The organism is Franconibacter daqui (assembly GCF_014644275.1).
Lineage (GTDB): Bacteria > Pseudomonadota > Gammaproteobacteria > Enterobacterales > Enterobacteriaceae > Franconibacter > Franconibacter pulveris.
Map to the genome: position 1 here is coordinate 19,629 of NZ_BMKJ01000003.1, position 20,687 is coordinate 40,315.

Annotated in this window: 21 protein-coding genes and 1 pseudogene; 6 read left to right on the plus strand and 16 right to left on the minus strand. The window is 58.2% G+C overall.

What is annotated here, in order from left to right; translation table 11 throughout:
- Positions 1 to 266: 266 nt before the first annotated feature.
- Positions 267 to 1,148 (minus strand): LysR family transcriptional regulator, encoded by an 882-nt coding sequence (locus IEX01_RS12420; RefSeq protein WP_188723953.1) that lies wholly within the window; start codon positions 1,146 to 1,148, stop codon positions 267 to 269.
- A gap of 102 nt (positions 1,149 to 1,250) precedes the next feature.
- On the opposite strand from IEX01_RS12420, the gene IEX01_RS12425 reads away from it, so the two are divergent.
- A complete protein-coding gene (locus IEX01_RS12425; protein ID WP_024556577.1) occupies positions 1,251 to 1,781 on the plus strand; it encodes an NAD(P)H-dependent oxidoreductase in 531 nt (176 codons plus the stop codon).
- Here the strand turns inward: IEX01_RS12425 and treC are convergent.
- From treC to pyrB, 6 genes are all read right to left on the minus strand, one after another.
- Positions 1,752 to 3,443 carry an alpha,alpha-phosphotrehalase gene (gene treC, locus IEX01_RS12430; RefSeq protein ID WP_188723954.1) on the minus strand — a complete coding sequence of 564 codons (1,692 nt, stop codon included), beginning with the start codon at positions 3,441 to 3,443 and terminating at the stop codon, positions 1,752 to 1,754. The two genes, IEX01_RS12425 and treC, sit on opposite strands and share 30 nt — an antisense overlap.
- Positions 3,444 to 3,498: 55 nt before the next feature.
- Positions 3,499 to 4,917 (minus strand): PTS trehalose transporter subunit IIBC, encoded by a 1,419-nt coding sequence (treB, locus tag IEX01_RS12435; RefSeq protein ID WP_024561311.1) that lies wholly within the window; start codon positions 4,915 to 4,917, stop codon positions 3,499 to 3,501.
- Between the two features lie 129 nt (positions 4,918 to 5,046).
- Positions 5,047 to 5,994, minus strand: coding sequence for a trehalose operon repressor TreR (treR, locus tag IEX01_RS12440; protein ID WP_188723955.1), 948 nt, complete (start codon positions 5,992 to 5,994; stop codon positions 5,047 to 5,049).
- Positions 5,995 to 6,297: 303 nt separating this feature from the next.
- Positions 6,298 to 6,684 (minus strand): 2-iminobutanoate/2-iminopropanoate deaminase, encoded by a 387-nt coding sequence (gene ridA / locus IEX01_RS12445; protein ID WP_024561309.1) that lies wholly within the window; start codon positions 6,682 to 6,684, stop codon positions 6,298 to 6,300.
- Positions 6,685 to 6,753: 69 nt separating this feature from the next.
- On the minus strand, positions 6,754 to 7,215 hold the full coding sequence (pyrI, locus tag IEX01_RS12450; RefSeq protein ID WP_024556573.1) for an aspartate carbamoyltransferase regulatory subunit: 462 nt from the start codon (positions 7,213 to 7,215) through the stop codon (positions 6,754 to 6,756).
- A 13-nt stretch (positions 7,216 to 7,228) separates the two neighbouring features.
- On the minus strand, positions 7,229 to 8,164 hold the full coding sequence (gene pyrB / locus IEX01_RS12455) for an aspartate carbamoyltransferase (RefSeq protein WP_024556572.1): 936 nt from the start codon (positions 8,162 to 8,164) through the stop codon (positions 7,229 to 7,231).
- Positions 8,165 to 8,602: 438 nt separating this feature from the next.
- Between pyrB and IEX01_RS12460 the strand changes: the two genes are divergently transcribed.
- Complete coding sequence (locus IEX01_RS12460) at positions 8,603 to 9,055, plus strand: NanQ anomerase/TabA/YiaL family protein (protein WP_188723956.1); 453 nt, start codon at positions 8,603 to 8,605, stop codon at positions 9,053 to 9,055.
- A gap of 271 nt (positions 9,056 to 9,326) precedes the next feature.
- Here IEX01_RS12460 and argF read toward each other — a convergent pair whose 3' ends face one another.
- Both argF and argL read right to left on the minus strand, forming a co-directional pair.
- Positions 9,327 to 10,331 carry an ornithine carbamoyltransferase gene (argF, locus tag IEX01_RS12465; RefSeq protein ID WP_024556570.1) on the minus strand — a complete coding sequence of 335 codons (1,005 nt, stop codon included), beginning with the start codon at positions 10,329 to 10,331 and terminating at the stop codon, positions 9,327 to 9,329.
- Positions 10,301 to 10,441, minus strand: a complete 141-nt coding sequence (gene argL / locus IEX01_RS21840) for a putative translational regulatory protein ArgL (protein WP_373289688.1) — start codon at positions 10,439 to 10,441, stop codon at positions 10,301 to 10,303. The genes argF and argL overlap by 31 nt, the downstream gene beginning before the upstream one ends.
- A 54-nt stretch (positions 10,442 to 10,495) precedes the next feature.
- On the opposite strand from argL, the gene rraB reads away from it, so the two are divergent.
- The 3 genes from rraB to IEX01_RS12480 are packed head-to-tail and all read left to right on the plus strand — an operon-like array spanning position 10,496 to position 12,580.
- On the plus strand, positions 10,496 to 10,915 hold the full coding sequence (rraB, locus tag IEX01_RS12470) for a ribonuclease E inhibitor RraB (protein ID WP_024551479.1): 420 nt from the start codon (positions 10,496 to 10,498) through the stop codon (positions 10,913 to 10,915).
- Between the two features lie 47 nt (positions 10,916 to 10,962).
- Complete coding sequence (miaE, locus tag IEX01_RS12475) at positions 10,963 to 11,721, plus strand: tRNA isopentenyl-2-thiomethyl-A-37 hydroxylase MiaE (protein WP_024556569.1); 759 nt, start codon at positions 10,963 to 10,965, stop codon at positions 11,719 to 11,721.
- A 46-nt stretch (positions 11,722 to 11,767) separates the two neighbouring features.
- The gene (locus IEX01_RS12480) at positions 11,768 to 12,580 is read left to right on the plus strand and encodes a hypothetical protein (protein WP_024556568.1); all 813 of its coding nucleotides are present in this window, start codon (positions 11,768 to 11,770) and stop codon (positions 12,578 to 12,580) included.
- A 39-nt stretch (positions 12,581 to 12,619) separates the two neighbouring features.
- Here the strand turns inward: IEX01_RS12480 and IEX01_RS12485 are convergent, their stop codons facing one another.
- Complete coding sequence (locus IEX01_RS12485; RefSeq protein WP_188723957.1) at positions 12,620 to 13,126, minus strand: phenolic acid decarboxylase; 507 nt, start codon at positions 13,124 to 13,126, stop codon at positions 12,620 to 12,622.
- 99 nt (positions 13,127 to 13,225) lie between these two features.
- On the opposite strand from IEX01_RS12485, the gene IEX01_RS12490 reads away from it, so the two are divergent.
- Complete coding sequence (locus IEX01_RS12490) at positions 13,226 to 14,107, plus strand: LysR family transcriptional regulator (RefSeq protein WP_188723958.1); 882 nt, start codon at positions 13,226 to 13,228, stop codon at positions 14,105 to 14,107.
- Positions 14,108 to 14,109: 2 nt separating this feature from the next.
- Here the strand turns inward: IEX01_RS12490 and IEX01_RS12495 are convergent, their stop codons facing one another.
- From IEX01_RS12495 to pepA, 6 genes and pseudogenes are all read right to left on the minus strand, one after another.
- The gene (locus IEX01_RS12495) at positions 14,110 to 14,613 is read right to left on the minus strand and encodes a GNAT family N-acetyltransferase (protein WP_024556566.1); all 504 of its coding nucleotides are present in this window, start codon (positions 14,611 to 14,613) and stop codon (positions 14,110 to 14,112) included.
- Positions 14,614 to 14,731: 118 nt separating this feature from the next.
- Complete coding sequence (locus IEX01_RS12500; protein WP_024556565.1) at positions 14,732 to 15,046, minus strand: DUF2645 family protein; 315 nt, start codon at positions 15,044 to 15,046, stop codon at positions 14,732 to 14,734.
- Positions 15,043 to 15,228, minus strand: a pseudogene (locus IEX01_RS21580) (hypothetical protein); the annotation flags it as partial. The gene IEX01_RS12500 and the pseudogene IEX01_RS21580, both read right to left, overlap by 4 nt.
- Before the next feature lie 376 nt (positions 15,229 to 15,604).
- Complete coding sequence (locus IEX01_RS12505; protein ID WP_024556564.1) at positions 15,605 to 18,460, minus strand: valine--tRNA ligase; 2,856 nt, start codon at positions 18,458 to 18,460, stop codon at positions 15,605 to 15,607.
- Positions 18,461 to 18,465: 5 nt separating this feature from the next.
- A complete protein-coding gene (gene holC / locus IEX01_RS12510) occupies positions 18,466 to 18,924 on the minus strand; it encodes a DNA polymerase III subunit chi (protein ID WP_024556563.1) in 459 nt (152 codons plus the stop codon).
- Between the two features lie 175 nt (positions 18,925 to 19,099).
- Entirely contained in the window at positions 19,100 to 20,611 is a 1,512-nt protein-coding gene (pepA, locus tag IEX01_RS12515; RefSeq protein WP_024556562.1) for a leucyl aminopeptidase, read from the minus strand.
- Positions 20,612 to 20,687 lie beyond the last annotated feature (76 nt).

Below are 20,687 nucleotides of genomic sequence, written 5' to 3' on the forward strand. Positions count from 1 at the left end.
CACAGAGGCGTACAGGAGGCATGGACGGGATTTTTGTTTTTTTCACCCGCCGCTTCCGGCATTCCGGCCCCTTTTATCCACAGCCTGAATCCCGCTCAGGACGGCGCGGATTGTTGAAATAGTAGACGAAAAATACAAGATATTGGGCCGGGTGGGATTTTAAAGTCTATATATAGTGCTTTGCATCAAAGATGTTTGCGTTTTTATTGATGCAGGACAAAGCAAACCGGGCAGGGCGCAAAGGATGGGCGGTAGCGCGCGGGAATTCACTTTGTAAATGTGTTGAGCAAAAAATCAACAAACACGCGCGCGCGGGGCGCCAGCTGGTGGCTCGGGTACTTCACCCATAGCGGCTGTGGCGCGGCCCAGTCATCTTCAAGTAAAGGAAGAAGGCGGCCTTGAGCAATGTGCGGCTCCAGGTACCAGTCTGCGAGCGAAACGATGCCCATGTCCGCGAGCGCGGCGTCCACCAGCACGTCCGGATAGGTACTGATAAGCCAGGCGTTTTGCTCTTCAAGCGTTACCTCTTGCGCAAGCCAGCTTTGCAGGCGGCCGTTGCCGGGGTTGCGATGCACCAGGCAGCGATGGTGGGCTAAATCCTGCGGCGAACGGGGCGCGCCGAACTGCGCCAGGTAGGCGGGCGAGGCGGCCATCATCATGCGCATCGGGGCGATTTCACGGGCTACTACGCGGTTGTCCTGTACGCTGCGCTGGCCGATGGCGACGTCAATGCGCTCGCCGATGAGGTTAACGCGGCGTGGATCCATCGCCAGATCGAGCCGGACTTTTGGGTAACGCTGCTGAAAACGCGCCAGTTCGGGCATTAAACGGTAGCGGCCGAAGCCGGGAATAACGCTTATGCGCACCAATCCTTCCGGCTCGTCTGCCGGGTTCTCCAGCGCCTGATTCAGGGTGTGCCACAGCGGGGAAACCTGCTCGCGCAGCGCCACGCCTTCTTCCGTCAGCATCACAAAGTGGGTGTTGCGCTGAAACAGCACGCGCCCCAGCCGCTGCTCCAGCAGCCGCACGCTTTTGCTTACCGCGGCGGGCGTCACGCCCAGCATACGCGCCGCCGCAGAAAAGCTCTGGCTCTCCGCCGCCGCCAGAAAAGCGGGCAGCAGACGATGCACATCGGAAGTCAGCGCCATGGTTGATACCTTTCGTTGAAACAGAAATGCTCAAGCCCAGCCTACAGGTTAGCCTGCCGGCGTGACAACATAAAACCAACACCCCATAACGAGGAACGAAGAATGAAAAAAGTGTTGGTTCTGGCAGGCCACCGCACCCCGGATGAATCCCGCGTTAACCGCGCCGCCGTCGAGGCGTTTAAAGCCTTGCCGCAGGTCACGGTGCATGAGCTGATGCGCGAGTACCCGGATTTTCAGATAGACGTGAAGCGCGAGCAGGCGCTTCTGCTGGCGCATGACGCGGTTGTGATGCTGTTTCCCTTCTGGTGGTACAGCTCGCCCGCCATTTTAAAAGAGTGGCAGGACCAGGTGCTGGAGCACGGCTTCGCCTACGGCACGGGCGGCGACAGGCTGCGCGGCAAACCGTTTCTGCTGATGGTCTCCACCGGCGGCAGCGAGCAGGCCTATTCGCCGGAGGGGTATAATCGCTATCCTATTGACGCCTTCTGGTTGCCCTTCAACGCCACCGCGAACATGACCGGGATGATCTGGCAGCCGCCCGCCCTGATTCAGGGCACCCATGTGCTGACGGATGACGATCTCGACGCGGGCGTCAGCCGCTGGTTAAGCCGCATCAACGCGCTTTGCGCCTGAAGCGCCCGGCGCCTGCAGCCAGTAGACCGCCTCGAATGGGCGCAGCGTGCCTTCGCAAGGCCGGGGCGCCGGGTCCGGGTAGTTGCTCATCAGCACCTGCCAGCCGTCGCCGCATTCACCCGGCATGCACCAGTGGCTTTCACGGCTCAGGTTGGCGACCACCATCAGCTGCTGGCCCTGCCATTCGCGGCGATAGCACCAGATAAACGGATGCTCCGGCAGCAGATCCTGATAGCTGCCCCAGGTAAAGACAGGGTGCGCTTTGCGCAGGCGGATCAGTTTCTGATAGGCGTAAAAGACCGAGTCGGGGTCGTTCAGCGCGGCCCTGGCGTTGATGGCGCGGTAATTATCGCAAAGCCCTATCCACGGCGTGCCGGTGGTGAACCCGGCGTTGTCGCTGTCGTCCCACTGCATCGGCGTGCGGCTGTTGTCGCGCGACTTGCTGGCAAGAATAGCGAGCAAATGCTCCGGCTTATGCCCCTGCGCCCGCAGCTCGGCGAACATGTTATGGCTCTCCACATCACGGTAGTCAATGATGCGGGTGAAGTGCGGGTTGGTCATGCCCAGCTCCTCGCCCTGATAGATATAGGGCGTGCCCTGCATGCCGTGCAGCACCATGGCTAACATTTTCGCCGCCGGGACGCGCAGCTCTCCCTCGTCGCCAAAACGGGAAACGATGCGCGGCTGGTCGTGGTTACACCAGAACAGCGCATTCCACGCCACGTTATGCATACCCTGCTGCCAGTGGTTGAAGATAGCCTTCAGCGCCACGTAATCGGGCGCCGCCAGCGTCCATTTCTGCCCGGCCGGGTAATCCACCTTCAGATGGTGGAAGTTAAACGTCATGGAAAGCTCTTTGCCGTCGAGCGCCGCGTAGCGCTGGCAGTTGGCGAGCGTGGTAGAGGACATTTCGCCTACCGTCATCAGCCCGCGCGGCGTGAACACATCGCGGCTGAACTCCTGCAAATAGTCGTGGATGCGCGGCCCGTCGGTGTAAAAACGCCGTCCGTCGCCGTTAACGTCATCCGGGAAATCCTGATCCTTGGAGATAAGATTAATGACGTCGAGGCGCAGCCCGTCCACGCCGCGGTCGGCCCAGAATTCGCATACCTTTTTAAGCTCGGCGCGCACCGCGGGATTCTCCCAGTTGAGGTCCGCCTGCTCCGGTGCGAAAAGGTGCAGATAGTATTGTCCGCTTTCGGCGTGCCAGCGCCAGGCGCTGCCGCCAAACTTGGAACGCCAGTTGTTCGGCGCCACCTCCGGCGAGCCGTCGCGCCAGATGTAAAAATCGCGGCGCGGGCTCTCTTTGTGCACCGCCTCGTGAAACCAGGCGTGCTGCGTGGAGGTGTGGTTAAACACCATGTCGAGAATGATGCGGATGCCGCGCTCGTGGGCGCCCGCCACCAGCCGGTCGAAATCGTCCAGCGTGCCGTAAGCGGTGTCGATGGCGGTGTAGTGGGCGACGTCGTAGCCGTTATCCACCTGCGGCGAGATGTAAAAAGGCGTGAGCCAGATGGCGTCCACGCCAAGCGTCTGCAGATAGTCGAGGCGCTGGATAACGCCCGCCAGGTCGCCGGTGCCGTTGCCGGTCGTGTCCTGAAAGCTCTTCGGGTAGATCTGATAAATAACGCCTTGTTGCCACCACGGCGGAGTCATATTCATCGCACTGTCCTGCTTTGCAAAGGGCGCGGCTACCCGCGCCCGTCATCACGGAAAATTACACCACCAGCAGCGTGCCCTGGCGGAACTTACGCTTGTAGAGGAAAGAGGTCAGGATCATCGGGATAACAATCGCTACCGCCATCGCCAGCGCGAAAACCTGCCAGTAGCCCGGCTGGATGGAGAGAATGCCCGGCAGGCCGCCAACGCCGATACCGTTCGCCATAACGCCGTTCAGGCCGCACAGCAGCCCGGCGAGGCCGGAGCCAATCATGGCGCAGAGCATCGGGAAGCGGTATTTCAGGTTAATGCCGTACATGGCGGGCTCGGTTACGCCGAGGAAGGCGGAGATAGCCGCCGGAACGGAGATCTCGCGCTCGTTGTGCTTGCGGCTGGTGATGATGATGCCTACCACCGCCGACGCCTGGGCGATGTTGGAAAGCGCAATCAGCGGCCACACCGGGGTGCCTCCCATGTTCTGAATCATCTGCATGTCGATGGCGAGCGTCGTCTGGTGCACGCCGGTTATCACCAGCGGCGCATAGAGGAAGCCAAACAGCGCGGCGCCGATGGGCGCGAAGCTGCCGGTCATCAGGTGACGTACCGCGAAAGCCACGCCGTCGCCAATCAGGCGGCCGAACGGACCGATAAAGGCGTGGGCCAGGAAGACCGCGAGGATCAGCGAACAAACCGGCACCACTACCAGATAAAGATAGTCCGGCACCAGCCGTTTGATCCGCGTTTCAATGAACCCAAGCGCGAGGCCCGCCAGCAACGCCGGGATCACCTGCGCCTGGTAGCCCACTTTGGCTATCTGGAACAGGCCGAAATCCCACACTTCCGGTGTTTGCTGCCCGAGCAGGTAAGCGTTCATGAGCTGCGGGGAGACCAGCGTGACGCCAAGCACAATGCCGAGTATCGGCGTGCCGCCCATCTTGCGCACCGCCGACCAGCAGATACCCACCGGCAGGTAGAAGAAGATGGCTTCGCCAATCAGCCACAGAAAGTCGTAAATTGATTTCAGCGCCGGGAACATCTGCGCCAGCGTCTTGCCGTCGCTCATCGGCAGGTCGCCGATGACGTTGCGAAAACCAAGGATCAAGCCGCCGCTAATCAGCGCGGGCAGCAGCGGAAAGAATATTTCCGCAAAATGGGAAATAAGACGCTCATGCCATTTCATATTCTGGCGGGCCGCCAGCTTCGCCTGCTCTTTATTGGCGCTGCTGTGGCCGCTGGTGGCGATAAGCGCCTGGTAGTATTCGCCCACTTCCGGGCCAATCACCACCTGAAACTGACCGGCGTTGGTAAAGCAGCCCTTGACCATCGGCAGCGTTTCGATGGCTTTCGGGTCCGCTTTCGCCGGGTTATTGAGCACAAAACGCAGCCGGGTAATGCAGTGGCTGACCGTGGCAATGTTTTCACGGCCACCCACGAGTGCTATCAGTCTGTCGATATCCTGTTGGTTTATTTTTCGCATGATACGCCCCGTGACGGAGTAAAAGTAGGCTGAGGGTAAGACGGGCCAAGCTTATCCGTTTCCCTTCAGCGGGAAAAAGGGAACGTTCCCGAAACAGGGCGGCGATCACAATATATCCGCAGGCAGGGGTTAACTCAGGGCGGCGGGAATGGTTATCTGACGCAGTTCAGCGTGCTGGGTTACCTGGGCGATAAGCTGCAAGGCGGCCTGTTTGCCGGCCTGCGCGTAACCCGGGTCGACGGTGAGAATTTCAGGGTGAAGAAACTTCAGCAGCGGGGTATTGCCAACGCTCGCCAGCTGTAGCGGGGTGCGCGGATGTTGCTGCAGGTATTTGCTCGCGCCGATGGCGAGCGTGTCTGTGGCGCAGAGCAGGGCGGTGGTCTCTTCATTGAGCACTTTCGCCACGTGGTCATAGCCTTGCTTCATGGCGAGCCCCGGCAGGACAGCGTTGGGCGTCAGTTCATGCTGCCGGCAAAAGCTAAGATAGGCTTCGTGGCGGCGCAGGCCGGTCGTGATGTCGCTCTCCGGCACGCCGAGGTAGCTGATATGCCGGTGACCCTGTTCAAAGAGTCGCTGCATCAGGATGCGGATAGCCCCTTCGTCGTCATAGCAGACCGAGGCGAAGCCTTCGGCATCGCGCGCCATCAGCACCAGCGTGTCGCGCCAGGGAGTGAGCATCGCTTCGTCGATGCCGGTAAAGCCAAAGAGGATCACGCCGTCGATGTTGCGGTGGCTCAGCACGTCCAGATGCTCCTGCACCAGCTTCGTTGAAAACTGGCTTTCCATCATGATCGGGTCGTAGCCCTGTTCGTAGAGACAGGGAAGCATGGTCTGCACCGCGAGGTTTTCTGAAAGGGAATCGAGACGGGTGACGATAATCGCCACCACTTTATCGCTCTGGCCGCGCATCGCCCGCGCCGAGCGGGAAGGGGAAAAACCGTGCTGACGCATGACCGCTTCCACCCGCTCGCGGGTGCGTTCGCTGACGCCGCTCTCGTTATTGAGCACGCGCGAAACGGTCGACTTTCCCACGCCGCTTAAACGCGCGATGTCTTTGATGGTCAGGCGGTTTTGCATCGGTCCATTCCCCTGGCATATTAAGATTTTATATTCAACGGCTTAGGTTATCGCTTTTTCTGCCGGACACAATGAGCATAGTCTGGTTTAGGTTTGGTTTGTCTGGCCGATGCTGGCGCAGGCGTACCCAGGCCTGGGTTTCAGGTGAAAGCGTCCCCGCTACCTTCGCCCGTCGCGCTTCGTTTTTCAATACCCTGGCTTGCCGCCATCAGGTAGACGAGAGGCGCGTGACGCGGCTGCGTCTTGCCAGCGCTAAAAAAGAAAAAGGCCACCGGAGTGACCTTTTTAATGCGAGTACGGCGATTAACGGCGCACGGCGATCGCTTCGATTTCGATCTTCACATCTTTCGGCAGACGCGCCACTTCCACGCAGGAGCGCGCCGGGAAGGTCGCCTGATGTTCGGTGAAGAACGCTTCGTAGGTGGCGTTGACGGTGGCGAAATCGTTCAGGTCTTTCACGAAAACGGTGGTCTTCACGATATCGCCCACTTTCAGGCCAGCCGCTTCAACGATGGCTTTCACGTTTTCCAGCGACTGACGCGCCTGAGCGGCGATGTCATCCGGCACGGCGCCGGTTTTTGGATCGACCGGGATCTGGCCGGAGGTGATGATCATATTGCCCAGATCGACGCCCTGAACGTAAGGGCCGATAGCTGCGGGTGCATTTTCCGTCGCGAGTGTGCGGGACATAGTCTCTCCTGAGTTAAGCGATTAGGCTCCCGCCATTATAGGGAGCCGCTGTGTCATTGCCAGTGTGAATTAATCCGCCAGCACCACGTGGTGCGTAAACTCTTTTTCGCAATATTTGCACTTCAGCAGGATCTCATCGTTGCGCTGCTTCACGGCGAAGCCGGAGTCCACCGGCTCGCTGCGGCTGATGCAGTTGCTGTTCGGACAGACCAGCACTTTCTCGATGCGCGAAGGCAGGCTCGGGCGGCTTTTGCCTACCACTTCATACTCGTCGATGCGGTTAACCGTCGCCTGCGGCGCGTAAAGCGCCAGCTGGTTAACCTGCTCATCGGTCAGGAACGTATTTTCAATTTTAATCAAGTCCTTGCGGCCCAGTTCGCCGGAGGGCAGGTTCAGGCCGATGGTGATGCGCTGGTCGGTTTCGGTGAGCTTGAACAGCGTCAGTAGCTTAAAGCCTACGTGCGCCGGGATATGGTCAATCACCGTGCCGCGCTTGATAGCCTCTACCTGTAATTTATTGTCGTGTGTCATTTAAGCATCCTCCTTACAGAGCCAAATCGCGATTCAGAACCAGCGCCAGCAGGGCCTGGCGAGCGAAAATACCGTTGCCGGCCTGCTGGAAGTACCAGGCGTGCGGCGTTTTATCGACATCGGTTGTTATCTCATCCACGCGCGGCAGCGGGTGCAGCACCTTCATGTTGGCGCGCGCCCCTTCGAGGTCCGCTGCGCGCAGGATGAACTGCGCTTTGACGTTGGCGTATTCAGACGGGTCGAGACGCTCTTTCTGCACGCGGGTCATGTAGAGAATGTCCACTTCCGCCACCACCTCGTCGATAGCCTCGTGGCGGCTCCAGACAATCCCTTTTTCATCCAGCATATCGAGGATGTATTGCGGCATCGCCAGCGCGTCGGGGGCGATAAAGTAGAAGCGGTTGCCGTTGAACTTCGCCAGCGCCTGAGCGAGCGAGTGCACGGTGCGGCCATATTTCAGGTCGCCCACCATCGCGATGTTCAGGTTCTCCAGACGTCCCTGGGTCTCCTGAATGGTGAAGAGATCGAGCAGCGTCTGCGTAGGGTGCTGGTTAGCGCCGTCGCCCGCATTCAACACCGGCACGCCGCCGGAGAATTCGGTGGCGAGACGCGCCGCGCCCTCCTGCGGGTGGCGCATTACAATGGCGTCCACATAGGTGCTGATAACCGAAATCGTGTCCGCCAGGGTTTCGCCTTTCTTGCCAAGCGAGGTGTTGCTGCTGTCGGAAAAGCCGACCACCGAAGCGCCGAGGCGATGCATCGACGTTTCAAAAGAGAGACGAGTGCGGGTAGAGGCTTCAAAGAAGCAGCTGGCGATAACTTTATGCCTGAGCAACTCCGGCTGCGGGTTCGCCTTGAGTTTCGCCGCCGTCTCCAGCACCAGCTCAAGCTCCTCGCGGCTGAGATCGTTAATGGAAATGATATGTTTCTTATAGAGCGAATTAGCCATTTCTGTCTCCTCTTCAGGCCGGCGGGTAAACGCTGGACGAAAAAAAAGCCCCTCAATGAGGGGCTTTCAGTAGAAATTGAATAGCGGAAAGAAAAACGGCGTGGCCGCCGCCAGCGTTGTGGCGACGCGGTAAGCGAGTTTGTCGAACAGACCTGACCATGCTTCCTCCCGGCAAATTGCCCGGCATTATACGCGCGCGCGTTAGCTTCGCAAGGGGCCGGATGCACATTTTGAGGACAGGAATCGATTACGTAGAATAATTAAGCGTTAAAAATGCATATTTATTTTAGATGTTCACAAGGAAATGGGGCAGGGCGCGGCTACGCAAAGAAGAATGTTGTCCTGACGCAGGTTTCTCGCAGAAAGCGGTAGCTCCGCAGGCGAATTCCTCGTATAAAACATAAAAATGAAACAGTGTTTTATATAAAGGAGATTCAGATGATTATCGGCAACATCCACCATTTGCAGTGCTGGCTGCCTGCGGAGCTGCGCGACGCGATTGAGTATGTGAAGCGGCACGTCACGGCGCAAACCCCGCTCGGTAAGCATGACATCGACGGCGACTGTCTTTTTTATCTCGTTTCCAACGACACCACGCAGCCGATTGCCGAGCGCCGTGCGGAATATCACGCTCGCTATCTGGATATTCAGATTGTGATGCAGGGCGTGGAGGGGATGACCTTCAGTTGCCTGCCTGCGGGCGCGCCGGAGACCGACTGGCTGGCGGAGAAAGATATCGCTTTCCTGCCGGAAGGGGCGCAGGAAAAAACCGTGGTGCTGGAAGAGGGCGACTTCGTGGTCTTCTATCCGGGGGAAGTGCATAAGCCGCTGTGCGCTGTAGGGCAGGCCGCGCCAGTACGTAAAGTGGTGGTGAAGCTGCTGGTGGCATAGTTTTCTTGCACAGGCGCTTCACTTTCCTGCATATGCGCAGCCAGTGAAATATTCTGTTCACTGTTACATTACGCAGCTATGGAATCTCTCATCCTGTGAACGTGCAAGGGGGGCGCCGCCGCCCCCTTTGTAATCCTGGCTCCCGGCGGAGAATCGCCCGCTGAAGCGGGAACAGGCTCTCTACTTCAGCGCTGGCTTTTATAGGGAAAAAGCCTGCCTCCTTTCCCCACTCTCCTTTGGAAAAAGAACCGGGATGAGCGACAATCGCGAATCATTGCGCCAGCGTCGCCACCATCACCGCTTTAATCGTATGCATGCGGTTCTCGGCCTGGTCGAAGACAATGCTGTTGGGCGATTCAAACACTTCGTCCGTCACTTCCATGCCGCCGTGCAGGCCGTACTGTTCCGCCATCTGTTTGCCAAGGGTGGTCTGATCGTCATGGAACGCGGGCAGGCAGTGCAGGAACTTCACCTGCGGGTTGCCGGTCAGCGCCACCATGTCGCGGTTCACCTGATAAGGCCGCAGCAGCGCAATGCGCTCCGCCCACTTCTCTTTGGCTTCGCCCATCGAGACCCAGACGTCGGTATAGAGAAAATCAGCGCCTTTCACCCCTTCAGCCACATTTTCCGTGAGGGTGATTTTGCCGCCGGTCTGCGCCGCCAGCGCCTGGCACTCCGCCACCAGGCTCGCTTCCGGCCAGCAGGCTTTCGGCGCCACGAGACGCAAATCCAGCCCCGTCAGCGCCGCCGCTTCCAGCATGGAGTTGCCCATGTTGTTGCGCGCGTCGCCCGCATAGACCAGCGTCATCTCATTAAAGGCTTTGCCCGGCAGATGCTCCTGCATGGTAAGCAGGTCCGCCAGCAATTGGGTGGGATGGAACTCATTGGTCAGGCCGTTCCAGACCGGCACGCCGGCGTGCTGCGCCAGCGTTTCCACCACCTCCTGGCCGTAGCCGCGATACTGAATGCCGTCATACATGCGGCCCAGTACCCGGGCGGTATCTTTAATTGATTCTTTATGCCCAATCTGGCTGCCGCTCGGACCAAGATAAGTCACGCGGGCGCCCTGGTCGTAAGCGGCAACTTCGAAAGAGCATCGTGTACGGGTAGAGTCTTTTTCGAAGATGAGCGCAATGTTTTTACCGGTCAGCTTTTGTTGCTCATTCCCTTGTTTCTTATCGCTTTTGAGCTTTGCGGCGAGCGCGAGCAAGTCAGCTATCTGGGCGGGGGTAAAATCGAGCAGTTTCAGAAAATGTTTTTTATAAAAGGTCGACATCTTTTCCTCACATGGCCAACGCCACTTATTGAATTAAAATTCAATCTATATGTATGAATATTCATTTGCAACCCCGCGTAATAAAACTTTGCGGTGAAAGGTGGAGGCATTGGCGTCGGTATGTGAAAATAAAGGATATTCGCCGACACACTGAGGAACGAGCCATGGCAAACCCGGAATTACTGGAAGAGCAGCGTGAAGAGACGCGCCTGATCATTGAAGAGCTGCTGGAAGACGGCAGCGATCCAGACGCGCTTTATACTATCGAACATCACTTTTCCGCCGATGATTTCGAGACGCTGGAAAAGGTCGCCGTGGAGGCGTTTAAGCTGGGTTATGAAGTGACCGATCCGGAAGAGCTGGAAGTTGAAGAGGGCGAAACCGTGATCTGCTGCGACGTGCTGAGCGAATGCGCGCTCAATGCCGAGCTTATCGACGCTCAGGTCGAACAGTTGCTTAACCTCGCAGAAAAATATGAGGTCGATTACGACGGCTGGGGCACCTACTACGAAGATCCGAACGGCGAAGGCGAAGAGGACGACGAAGACTACGTGGACGAAGACGACGACGGCATTCGCCACTAAGTCGTTCAGGGCGGCAGCGTCGCGCTGCCGCATCGCAAGGACCCTGCATGAATTACGAAGAACTGCTCGCTCCCGTCCGGGAGTTTTTGCATTGCGCCACGCCTGCGGCCTGGATTGAAAAGGCGCGCGCGCCGGAAAACCTGCCCCTTCTGCTCACCGACCACATGATTTGCGAACTGAAAGCGGCGCAAACTGCCATGCTGCTCATTCGTAAATATGTGGCGGATAAAAGCGGTTCCGACGAACTGCTGGGCTGGCTCCAGCCCTATGAGGCCTTTGCCTTTCGCGAAGGGCCGGAGCCCGACTTTATCGCCCTGCATAAGCGCATTGGCAAAAGCGTAATGCCGGAAACGGACGACCCGTGGAGCCAGGCGCTTATCGACAGCATGGTGCTGCTTATCAAAGAAGAATTGCACCATTTCTGGCAGGTGCGGGAGGCGATGGCGGCACGTAACATCCCTTATGTGAAGATCACCGCCAGCCGCTACGCTAAAGGTATGCTGCGCGAAGTGCGCACTCACGAACCCCTGACGCTGGTGGATAAGCTTATCTGCGGCGCGTACATTGAAGCGCGCTCCTGCGAGCGTTTCGCCGCTCTGGCGCCTTATCTGGACGACGAGTTGCAGAAGTTCTACCTGTCGCTGCTGCGCTCGGAAGCGCGTCACTATCAGGACTACCTGGCGCTGGCCCGACAGATAGCGCCGCAAGAGGTAGACGCCCGGGTGCGCTTTTTCGGCGAAGTGGAAGCCGCGCTTATCACTTCGCCCGACAGCGAGTTTCGTTTCCACAGCGGCCTGCCGGTATAACGGCACGCGCTATGCTTAACGCATCAAATATGATTCAGGAGCCATGATGGCCTTTATTCCCCTTATTTCCGTGCTGGGCGCGATAATTATCGTCGCCGCTTACCTGCTGACGCGTAAGCGCTCGAAAGCGCTGCGCATCGGCGCGCTGGTGGCGGCGTTCGCCATTGTGGTCGCGCTCAGCGCCTGGCTGCGTTACGCGCAGCAGCCCGCCGCGCCGCAAACCGTGAGCGACAGCGCTTTCGACGCCACCATGAGCCGCATTCCGCTCTACCGCGCCATTCTCGACCACGATCCCGCCACCGCCCAGCAACTGCGGGATCAGGTAGTGGCGATGGAGCGCCAGGGGCGCAGCGAGCAGGAGAAAATCGACGCCATTCAACAGCAAATTCTGCTTATCTCCATGCAGCGCCTGCAGCAAACGCCCGATGCCGAAGCGGTGGCTTATATGCGCTCGAATATGGAAATGACCGCCGCGCTGCAAAAAAAGGGCGATGATGTCTGTTTCCGCTATCTCTTCCCGGCAGTAAAAGGGGGCGTGAACCCGGTACGCTACCTGACGCAGGATCAAATCAACAGCCGCATGGCGGCGGACGCCGATATGTATAACGCCTCCTTCGGCGCGAACAAGCACAGCGTGACGGAAGCGGAGCGCGAGAAGGCGCACCACGATTTACAACCCATCCTGCTGCGCATGAACGAGCGCTACGGCGCGGATCTCGACCTGATGGCGCACCCGGAAAAGGCGCAGGGGAAAGAAGGGCAGCTATGCAATATGGTGCAGGGGCTCTGGCAAGAGGTCTTTAGTCTGCCGATGGCGAGCGCGGCGGGCATCATTCGCTATTCGGTCAGCAGCCGATAAAAAACGCCGCACGCGGCGGTGCGGCGTGCGGCGCAGGGATTAACGCAGGTTGTTCGGGAAGTCGGCGGGCAGCTCGCTCGCCGCGCAGTTGATAACGCTGTCATCATCCGGTCCGCAGTCGCGTACAAAGGTGATGGTGGCGAATTCGTCAATCACTTCGGTCGGGTAAGCCGGGCCCGCTTCGCGGTAAGATTCCATCTCGGCGATATGCTCGTTCTGGAAGCACACCGTTTTTTCCGGGTTGTTCATTACCCAACGCGGGAAGAAAATCGTGCCGTGGAACAGGCGATCGCCCAGGTTCACAATCAGGCTGACGTCGGTGCCGGTCGGCTCGGTCCAGGAAATTTTATAGATGCTTTCGCCCACGCGTACGATGTAAGCGCGCTGGTCTTTCACCCAACGGTTTCCTACCAGCCCGCTGTGGATGCGGTAGTCCAGCGTGGTTTCGTTTTTCACATAAATTTCATAGTTCCAGCCATTGTCGTAGGTGTACAAGAGGTGTTTACCGACGAAACCGCTCAAATCATGTTTATCGAACTGACTCATAACCGACCTCCTTTGTTTGGATGAGATTATTTTATTGCTTCATTTTTTGAATGAATAACGCTAATTTTGGATTAAATACATTCAAAAAATAGAACATTTATGCACAAGACCACCCTCGAACAGTGGAGTCTCCTTGAAAGCGTAGTGGAGCTTGGCAGCTTCGCTCGTACGGCGGAGGCGATGTACCGCAGCCAGTCCTCAGTCAGCTATAACCTGGCGCAGTTGCAGGCGCGCCTCGGCGTTACGCTGTTAACAATTGAGGGGCGAAAGGCGGCGCTGACGCCCGCAGGCCGGCTGCTGCTGGACCAGGCGAAACCGCTGCTGGCGGCCTTTCACGCGCTGGAGACGCGGGCCGCCGGGTTGCATAACGGCGTGCGCGGCAGCCTCGACCTGGTGGTGGATACGGTGTTTCCGCGCGAGCGGCTGTTCGCCATACTGCGCGAGTTTCAGCAGCGTTATCCGGCAACGCAGGTTCGCCTCACCGAAGTGCTGGAGAGCGACCCGCAGGCGGTCGCCGCAAGCCAGGAGGCGGACGTGCTGGTGCTGACGCGCCGTGAAGAGCGCGTGGGGCGCGGCGAATGGCTGATGAACGTTGATTTTGTCGCGGTAGCTCACCGCGACCATCCGCTGCATCAGCTCGCCTCTGCGAAGGTGGACGACGCGCTGTCGCGTTATCCGCAAATTCGTATCGCCGGGCGCGAAAGCGAGCAGGCGGCGCGCGAGTCGCGTACCCCGGAGCAGTGGACCTTTTCCACCGCCGATGCGGCGATAGAGGCGGTAATGTATCAGGTAGGTTACGGCTGGTTGCCCGAGGCGCGTATTGCAGCGCAACTGGCGGCAGGAACGTTAAAAAGGCTGCCGCTGGCCCATGGCGCCAGGCGCGCCACGCCGCTGCATCTTATCGTCAAAGAAGCGATGTCGCCGCCTGATGAGCAGGTGGCGACATTGCTGGCGCTGTTCAAAACGAACAGGGAAGGGTGAGGTCAGAGGTTTTTCAGCATCCGCACTTCGCAGTCCACGTGGCCGGTGCAGCCGAGCGGCCCGTCGATATGCTCAAAGCCAAGGCGCTCATACAGCGCGATAGCCTGGGTCAGCGAGGCGGTCGTTTCCAGATAACAGCGGCGAAAGCCCTGCTCGCGGGCGAAATCCAGCGCCTGCAAGGCCAGCTTTTTGGCCAGCCCCTGGCCGCGGGCCTGCGCCAAAAAATACATCTTCTGTAATTCGCAGATATCCGGTTCGCTGCACTGCAACGGCGCCACGCCGCCGCCGCCCACCACTTCACCTTCGTGTTCGATCACCCAGTAGGCGTGGCCAGGCTTGCTGTACACCTCATAGAGCGTATCCAGATTCGGGTCGGCGACCGTATAGCCTTTATCGGCGGTCAGGCCGAATTCGGCGGAAACATGGCGAATGACGCGGGCAATAGCGGGGTTATCCCGGACGGTCAGCGGGCGGATGGTTAACTGAAGGGGCGTTGCAACACTCATAGACGTCTTATTTACTTTTGAACACATAGGCGCAGTAAATAGCACTACGTTTATCAGGGCGCAAGCGAGGATCTTTCAGGCAGGATGCTGAGGACGTAAAAAAGGCCGGTTATCAGCGCTACAGGCAAACCGCCAGACGCCCATAAAAGCGCCATACCCACCAGAAGAACAGCGCTATCGTAACAACGATGAGAAAAACATGGCGATGTTTTCGACTGAGGCAAGCAATGAGCAAGGGCATCAGCAGCAAAAAACCCAGCGATGCGGTAAAAGCGCGTGGATCGTCAACTTGCAACATTCGCACCGCGTCACAGACATTTTTTACTTCATCTCCATCAATATATTCTTCTTCTTTGAGATAAGATAAGAAGGCGATAAGCGTAAAAGCGAACAGGCTATAAACAAGCGTTAGCGTTATTTTTTTGAAATTCATATCGCAAGCCTTAATATTTCTTCAATTGATTTTCTTTTCTCAAGGATTCGTCTGCCATAAGAACTATATTCTCTTTCCGGACGTCCTTTTTTGGCATGGATTGAATCAAGGAAGTCTTGTTTGTTGCGCTGAACGCCTCTGTTATAACGCGATCCCGCGACGATGATTTGCTCATCGGTAAGCTTTTTCCGGTAATGAAACGATGATTGTCTGGTAAGGCCCAAAAACGTAAAAAGTCGAGCAAAGTCCAGTGGGGAAAATTTGCTCCAGTTACTCTACAATATCTATTCACGACAGTTCTAACATTCAAATTTAGCGATACGCTTAGCGTAAGCGTATCGTTTGATAAATAAACGCACAAAAAAAGCGATGTTGATATTTTGAGATAATATCTATGATTATTACCAGGGCGGGTAATGATATTAAGCGTTTACGTTAACGAGTGGATTGACTGATAACTGCGGTGACATTTAACTAACAAGACAGACTTTATTTGAAAAAATAAAAGCGTATCTATGGCAATAAAAAAGGCCGGTCGCCCGGCCTTTATGGTTTTGTTTACAGCGCGCTAATAACGCCCTGCTGCTCTACCAGCTTCGCTTTCGCCTCGTGGTAGCCCTGCAGTTTTTCACGCTCTTTGGCGATAACCGCTTCCGGCGCACGGGCGACAAAGCCCTCGTTGCCGAGCTTGGTTTCGATGCGGTTGATTTCACCTTCGATCTTCGCCACTTCTTTTGCCAGACGATCCAGCTCCGCCGCTTTGTCGATAAGCCCCGCCATCGGGATCAGCAGCTCCGCGCCGTCGATGATTTTGGTCACGGAGACCGGGCCTTTCTCATCGGCAGGCAGAACAGTGATGCTCTCCAGACGCGCCAGCGTTTTCAGGAAGCTCAGGTTGTCGTTTACGCGACGAGCGGCGTCAGCGCTGCAACCGCGCAGCAGCAGCTCCAGCGGTTTACCCGGCGCGATGTTCATCTCGGCGCGGATATTACGCACGGCGACGATCGCCTGCTTCAGCCACTCGGTGTCGGCGGCGGCGGCGTCATCTTCAAGCGCCGGGTCATAAGCCGGGAACGGCTGCAGCATGATGGTGTCGGCGGTGATGCCTTTTATCGCTTTCACGCGCTGCCAGATGGTTTCCGTGATGAACGGAATGATCGGGTGCGCGAGACGCAGCAGGCCTTCCAGCACGTTCACCAGCGTATTGCGGGTGCCGCGCAGCTCGGCTTCGGAACCGCCGTTCATCACCGGCTTGGTCAGCTCCAGATACCAGTCGCAGAACTGGTTCCAGGTGAACTCGTACAGGATGTTGGCGGCGATGTCGAAGCGGAAGTTATCCAGCGCGTCGCGGTACGCTTTCACGGTGCGGTTGAATTCCGCAAGGATCCAACGGTCCGCCAGCGAGAAGGTCATCTCGCCGCCGTTAAAGCCGCAATCCTGCTCTTCGGTGTTCATCAGTACGAAGCGGCTGGCGTTCCACAGCTTGTTGCAGAAGTTGCGGTAGCCTTCAAGGCGCTTCATGTCCCAGTTGATGTCGCGGCCGGTAGAGGCGAGCGCGGCGAGGGTGAAGCGCAGGGCGTCGGTGCCGTGCGGCTCGATGCCGTTCGGGAACTGCTTCTCGGTGCGCTTGCGGATCTTCTCGGCAAGCTGCGGCTGCATCATGTTGCCGGTGCGTTTTTCCAGCAACGCTTCCAGGGAAATGCCGTCGACCATATCCAGCGGGTCGATAACGTTGCCCTTGGACTTGGACATCTTCTGCCCTTCGTCGTCGCGGATAAGCCCGGTCATGTAGACCGTGTGGAACGGCACCTGCGGCTTGCCGTTTTCATCTTTGATGAAATGCATGGTCATCATGATCATGCGGGCAATCCAGAAGAAGATGATGTCGAAGCCGGAGACCATCACGCTGGTCGGGTGGAACTGGCGCAGCGCGTCGGTGTTCTCCGGCCAGCCGAGGGTGGAGAAAGTCCAGAGCGCGGAGGAGAACCAGGTGTCGAGCACATCGTCGTCCTGGCGAAGCGCAACGTCGGCGCCCAGGTTGTTCTCCTGGCGCACTTCCTCTTCGCTGCGGCCAACGTAGACGTTGCCGGCGTTGTCATACCAGGCCGGAATGCGGTGGCCCCACCACAGCTGACGGGAGATACACCAGTCCTGAATATCGCGCATCCAGGAGAAGTACATGTTCTCGTACTGCTTCGGCACAAACTGAATGTCGCCGTTTTCTACCGCTTCAACAGCCGGCTTCGCCAGCACGTCGGCGCGCACGTACCACTGGTCGGTCAGCATCGGTTCGATAACCACGCCGCCGCGGTCGCCGTAAGGGACGGTCAGGTCGTGCGGTTTGATCTCTTCCAGCAGGCCGAGTTCGTCAACGGCGGCGACGATAGCTTTACGCGCGGCAAAACGCTCCATCTTCTGGAACTGCGCCGGAATGTCGCTGGAATAAACGTCCGATTCGTTGCCTTTGGTGTCGTAGACTTCCGCGCTTTCGCGGATATCGCCGTCGAACGTCAGGATGTTGATCATCGGCAGGCTATGACGGCGGCCTACTTCGTAGTCGTTGAAGTCGTGCGCTGGCGTTATCTTGACGCAGCCGGTGCCTTTTTCCATGTCGGCGTGCTCATCGCCCACGATCGGAATACGGCGGTTTACCAGCGGCAGCACCACGAATTTGCCGATTAAGTCTTTATAACGAGGATCTTCCGGGTTAACGGCCACGCCGGTATCGCCCAACAGGGTTTCCGGACGGGTGGTGGCGACAACCAGGTAATCTTTACCGTCAGCGGTTTTCGCGCCGTCCGCCAGCGGGTAGCGGATGTGCCACATGGAGCCTTTGGACTCGCGGTTTTCCACTTCCAGGTCGGAGATAGCGGTGCGCAGTTTCGGGTCCCAGTTGACGAGACGCTTGCCGCGGTAAATCAGGTCTTCTTTATAAAGACGCACGAACACTTCTTTTACGGCGTTGGAAAGACCTTCGTCCATGGTGAAGCGCTCGCGCTCCCAGTCCACGGAGTTGCCCAGACGACGCATCTGGCGGGTGATGGTGCCGCCGGATTCCGCTTTCCACTGCCAGATTTTTTCGATGAAAGCGTCGCGGCCGTAATCATGGCGGGTTTTCCCCTCTTCGGCGGCGATTTTACGCTCTACTACCATCTGGGTGGCGATGCCCGCGTGGTCGGTGCCGACCTGCCACAGGGTGTTTTTCCCCTGCATGCGCTGGTAGCGGATCATGGTGTCCATGATCGTCTGCTGGAAGGCGTGACCCATATGCAAACTGCCGGTGACGTTCGGCGGCGGGATCATAATGCAGAAGCTTTCCTGGCTTTCGTCGCCATTGGGTTTGAAGTAGCCCTGCTCTTCCCAATGCTCGTAAAGCGGCTGTTCGATATCTTGGGGATTATATGTCTTTTCCATTTCTGCTATATCGTTCCGGGCGCCGTAAAGGTGGCCGTGGTCAAGTGGAAACCAGCCACGCGATAGGCTTTATAGCGTTCGCGCGCCAGTTGTTTCTGGGATTCTTCGTAAGGCACGAAGTCTATCACTTCAGTGAAAGCGGTGGCAAAATCTGCGAACGCCGGACGCAGGCTGATTAAGATGTCGCGCGGCGCGCTGCTGCGTTTTTGCGGCCAGGCTATCTCTACCGGCGCGCCGCCGCGCGGTCCTTCGCCCGCCAGGTTATGCGGCACGAAGCTGTCCGGGTTGCGCTGCCACAGCGCTTCGTCAAGCCGGACGGCCTGCGCTTCGTCATCGCAGGCGATCAAAACGCGTTTGCCGGAGCGCCAGCGCTCGGCGGCCACGTCGCAGGCCAGCGCTTCCACCGCGCTCAGTCCGTCGACGTGCGTGTCGTTGTCCAGCAGGTAGAACGTTGCGTTTTTCATGATATGTGGGCTCTTGTGGTGGATTTAAATGCCCGTCGGATGCGCGGCGAGTCAGGGGTTGCCCTTCAACCAGGCTCTCTCCCTGCCGGGTAAGGGGGAAAGCGTGCAGGCCGAAGCTTTACTCATCTCGCTCGCCAGCCGGTTCCCTCTCCCCGTGGGGGAGAGGGACGCAGGTTTACTCTTCGCCGTTCATCCCGGCGCGGTTGAGCAGGAACTGCGACAGCAGCGCTACCGGACGGCCGGTCGCGCCTTTGGCTTTGCCGGAACGCCAGGCGGTGCCCGCGATATCCAGATGCGCCCAGTTGTACTTGCGGGCAAAGCGCGACAGGAAGCAGCCTGCGGTAATCGCCCCGCCAGGACGCCCGCCGATGTTCGCCATATCCGCGAAGTTCGACTCCAGCTGCTCCTGGAACTCGTCGGCCAGCGGCAGGCGCCACGCGCGGTCGCCCGCCTGTTCAGAGGCGCCGATAAGCTCATGCGCCAGCGGGTTATGGTTAGACATCAGCCCGGTGATGTGGTGCCCCAGCGCAATCACGCAGGCGCCGGTCAGCGTCGCCACGTCGATAACCGCTTCCGGATCGAAACGCTCTACGTAGGTCAGCACGTCGCACAGCACCAGACGGCCTTCGGCGTCGGTGTTCAGCACTTCTACCGTCTGGCCGGACATGGTGGTGAGCACATCGCCCGGACGATAAGCGCGCCCGCCCGGCATGTTCTCACAGCCCGCCAGCACGCCGATGACGTTCAGCGGCAGCTGCAGCTCCGCCACCATGCGCATCACACCGTAAACCGCCGCCGCGCCGCACATGTCGTACTTCATCTCATCCATCCCTTCGGCGGGCTTGATGGAGATGCCGCCGGAGTCGAAGGTCAGCCCTTTGCCCACCAGCACGATAGGGCGGGCGTCCGGCTCGCTGCTGCCTTTATATTCCATCACCGACATCAGCGATTCGTTCTGCGAGCCTGCGCCTACCGCCAGGTAGGAGTGCATGCCGAGCTCTTTCATCTGCTGCTCGCCAATCACGCGAGTGACGACATTTTTGCTGTAAGCATCCGCTAACTGGCGCGCCTGAGAGGCGAGGTAGGCGGCGTTGCAGATATTCGGCGGCATATTGCCGAGATCTTTCGCCGCCTTGATACCGGCGGCGATGGCCAGACCGTGCTGAATGGCGCGCTCGCCGCTGGTGAGCTCGCGGCGGGTCGGCACGTTGAAGACCATTTTACGCAGCGGACGACGGGGCTCGCTTTTGTTGGTTTTCAGCTGGTCGAAGCTGTAAAGGGTCTCTTTCGCCGTTTCCACCGCCTGGCGCACTTTCCAGTAGGTGTTGCGGCCTTTAACGTGCAGTTCGGTCAGAAAACAGACCGCTTCCATTGAACCGGTATCATTCAGCGTATTAATGGTTTTCTGAATGACCTGCTTATACTGGCGCTCGTCGAGTTCGCGCTCTTTGCCGCAACCAATGAGCAAAATGCGCTCGGACAGCACGTTGGGCACGTGATGAAGCAACAAGGTTTGTCCCGCTTTCCCTTCCAGTTCGCCGCGGCGGAGCAGGGCGCTGATATAGCCGTCGCTGATCTTATCGAGTTGTTCGGCTATCGGAGAAAGGCGGCGCGGTTCAAACACGCCCACAACGATGCAGGCGCTCCGCTGCTTTTCCGGGCTTCCGCTTTTTACACTGAACTCCATGCACTACGCTCCTGAATCTTAAAGACAACGGCAGCGGCTGCGGATAGAATTGAACGCTTTCGTAACGCTTGCTCCG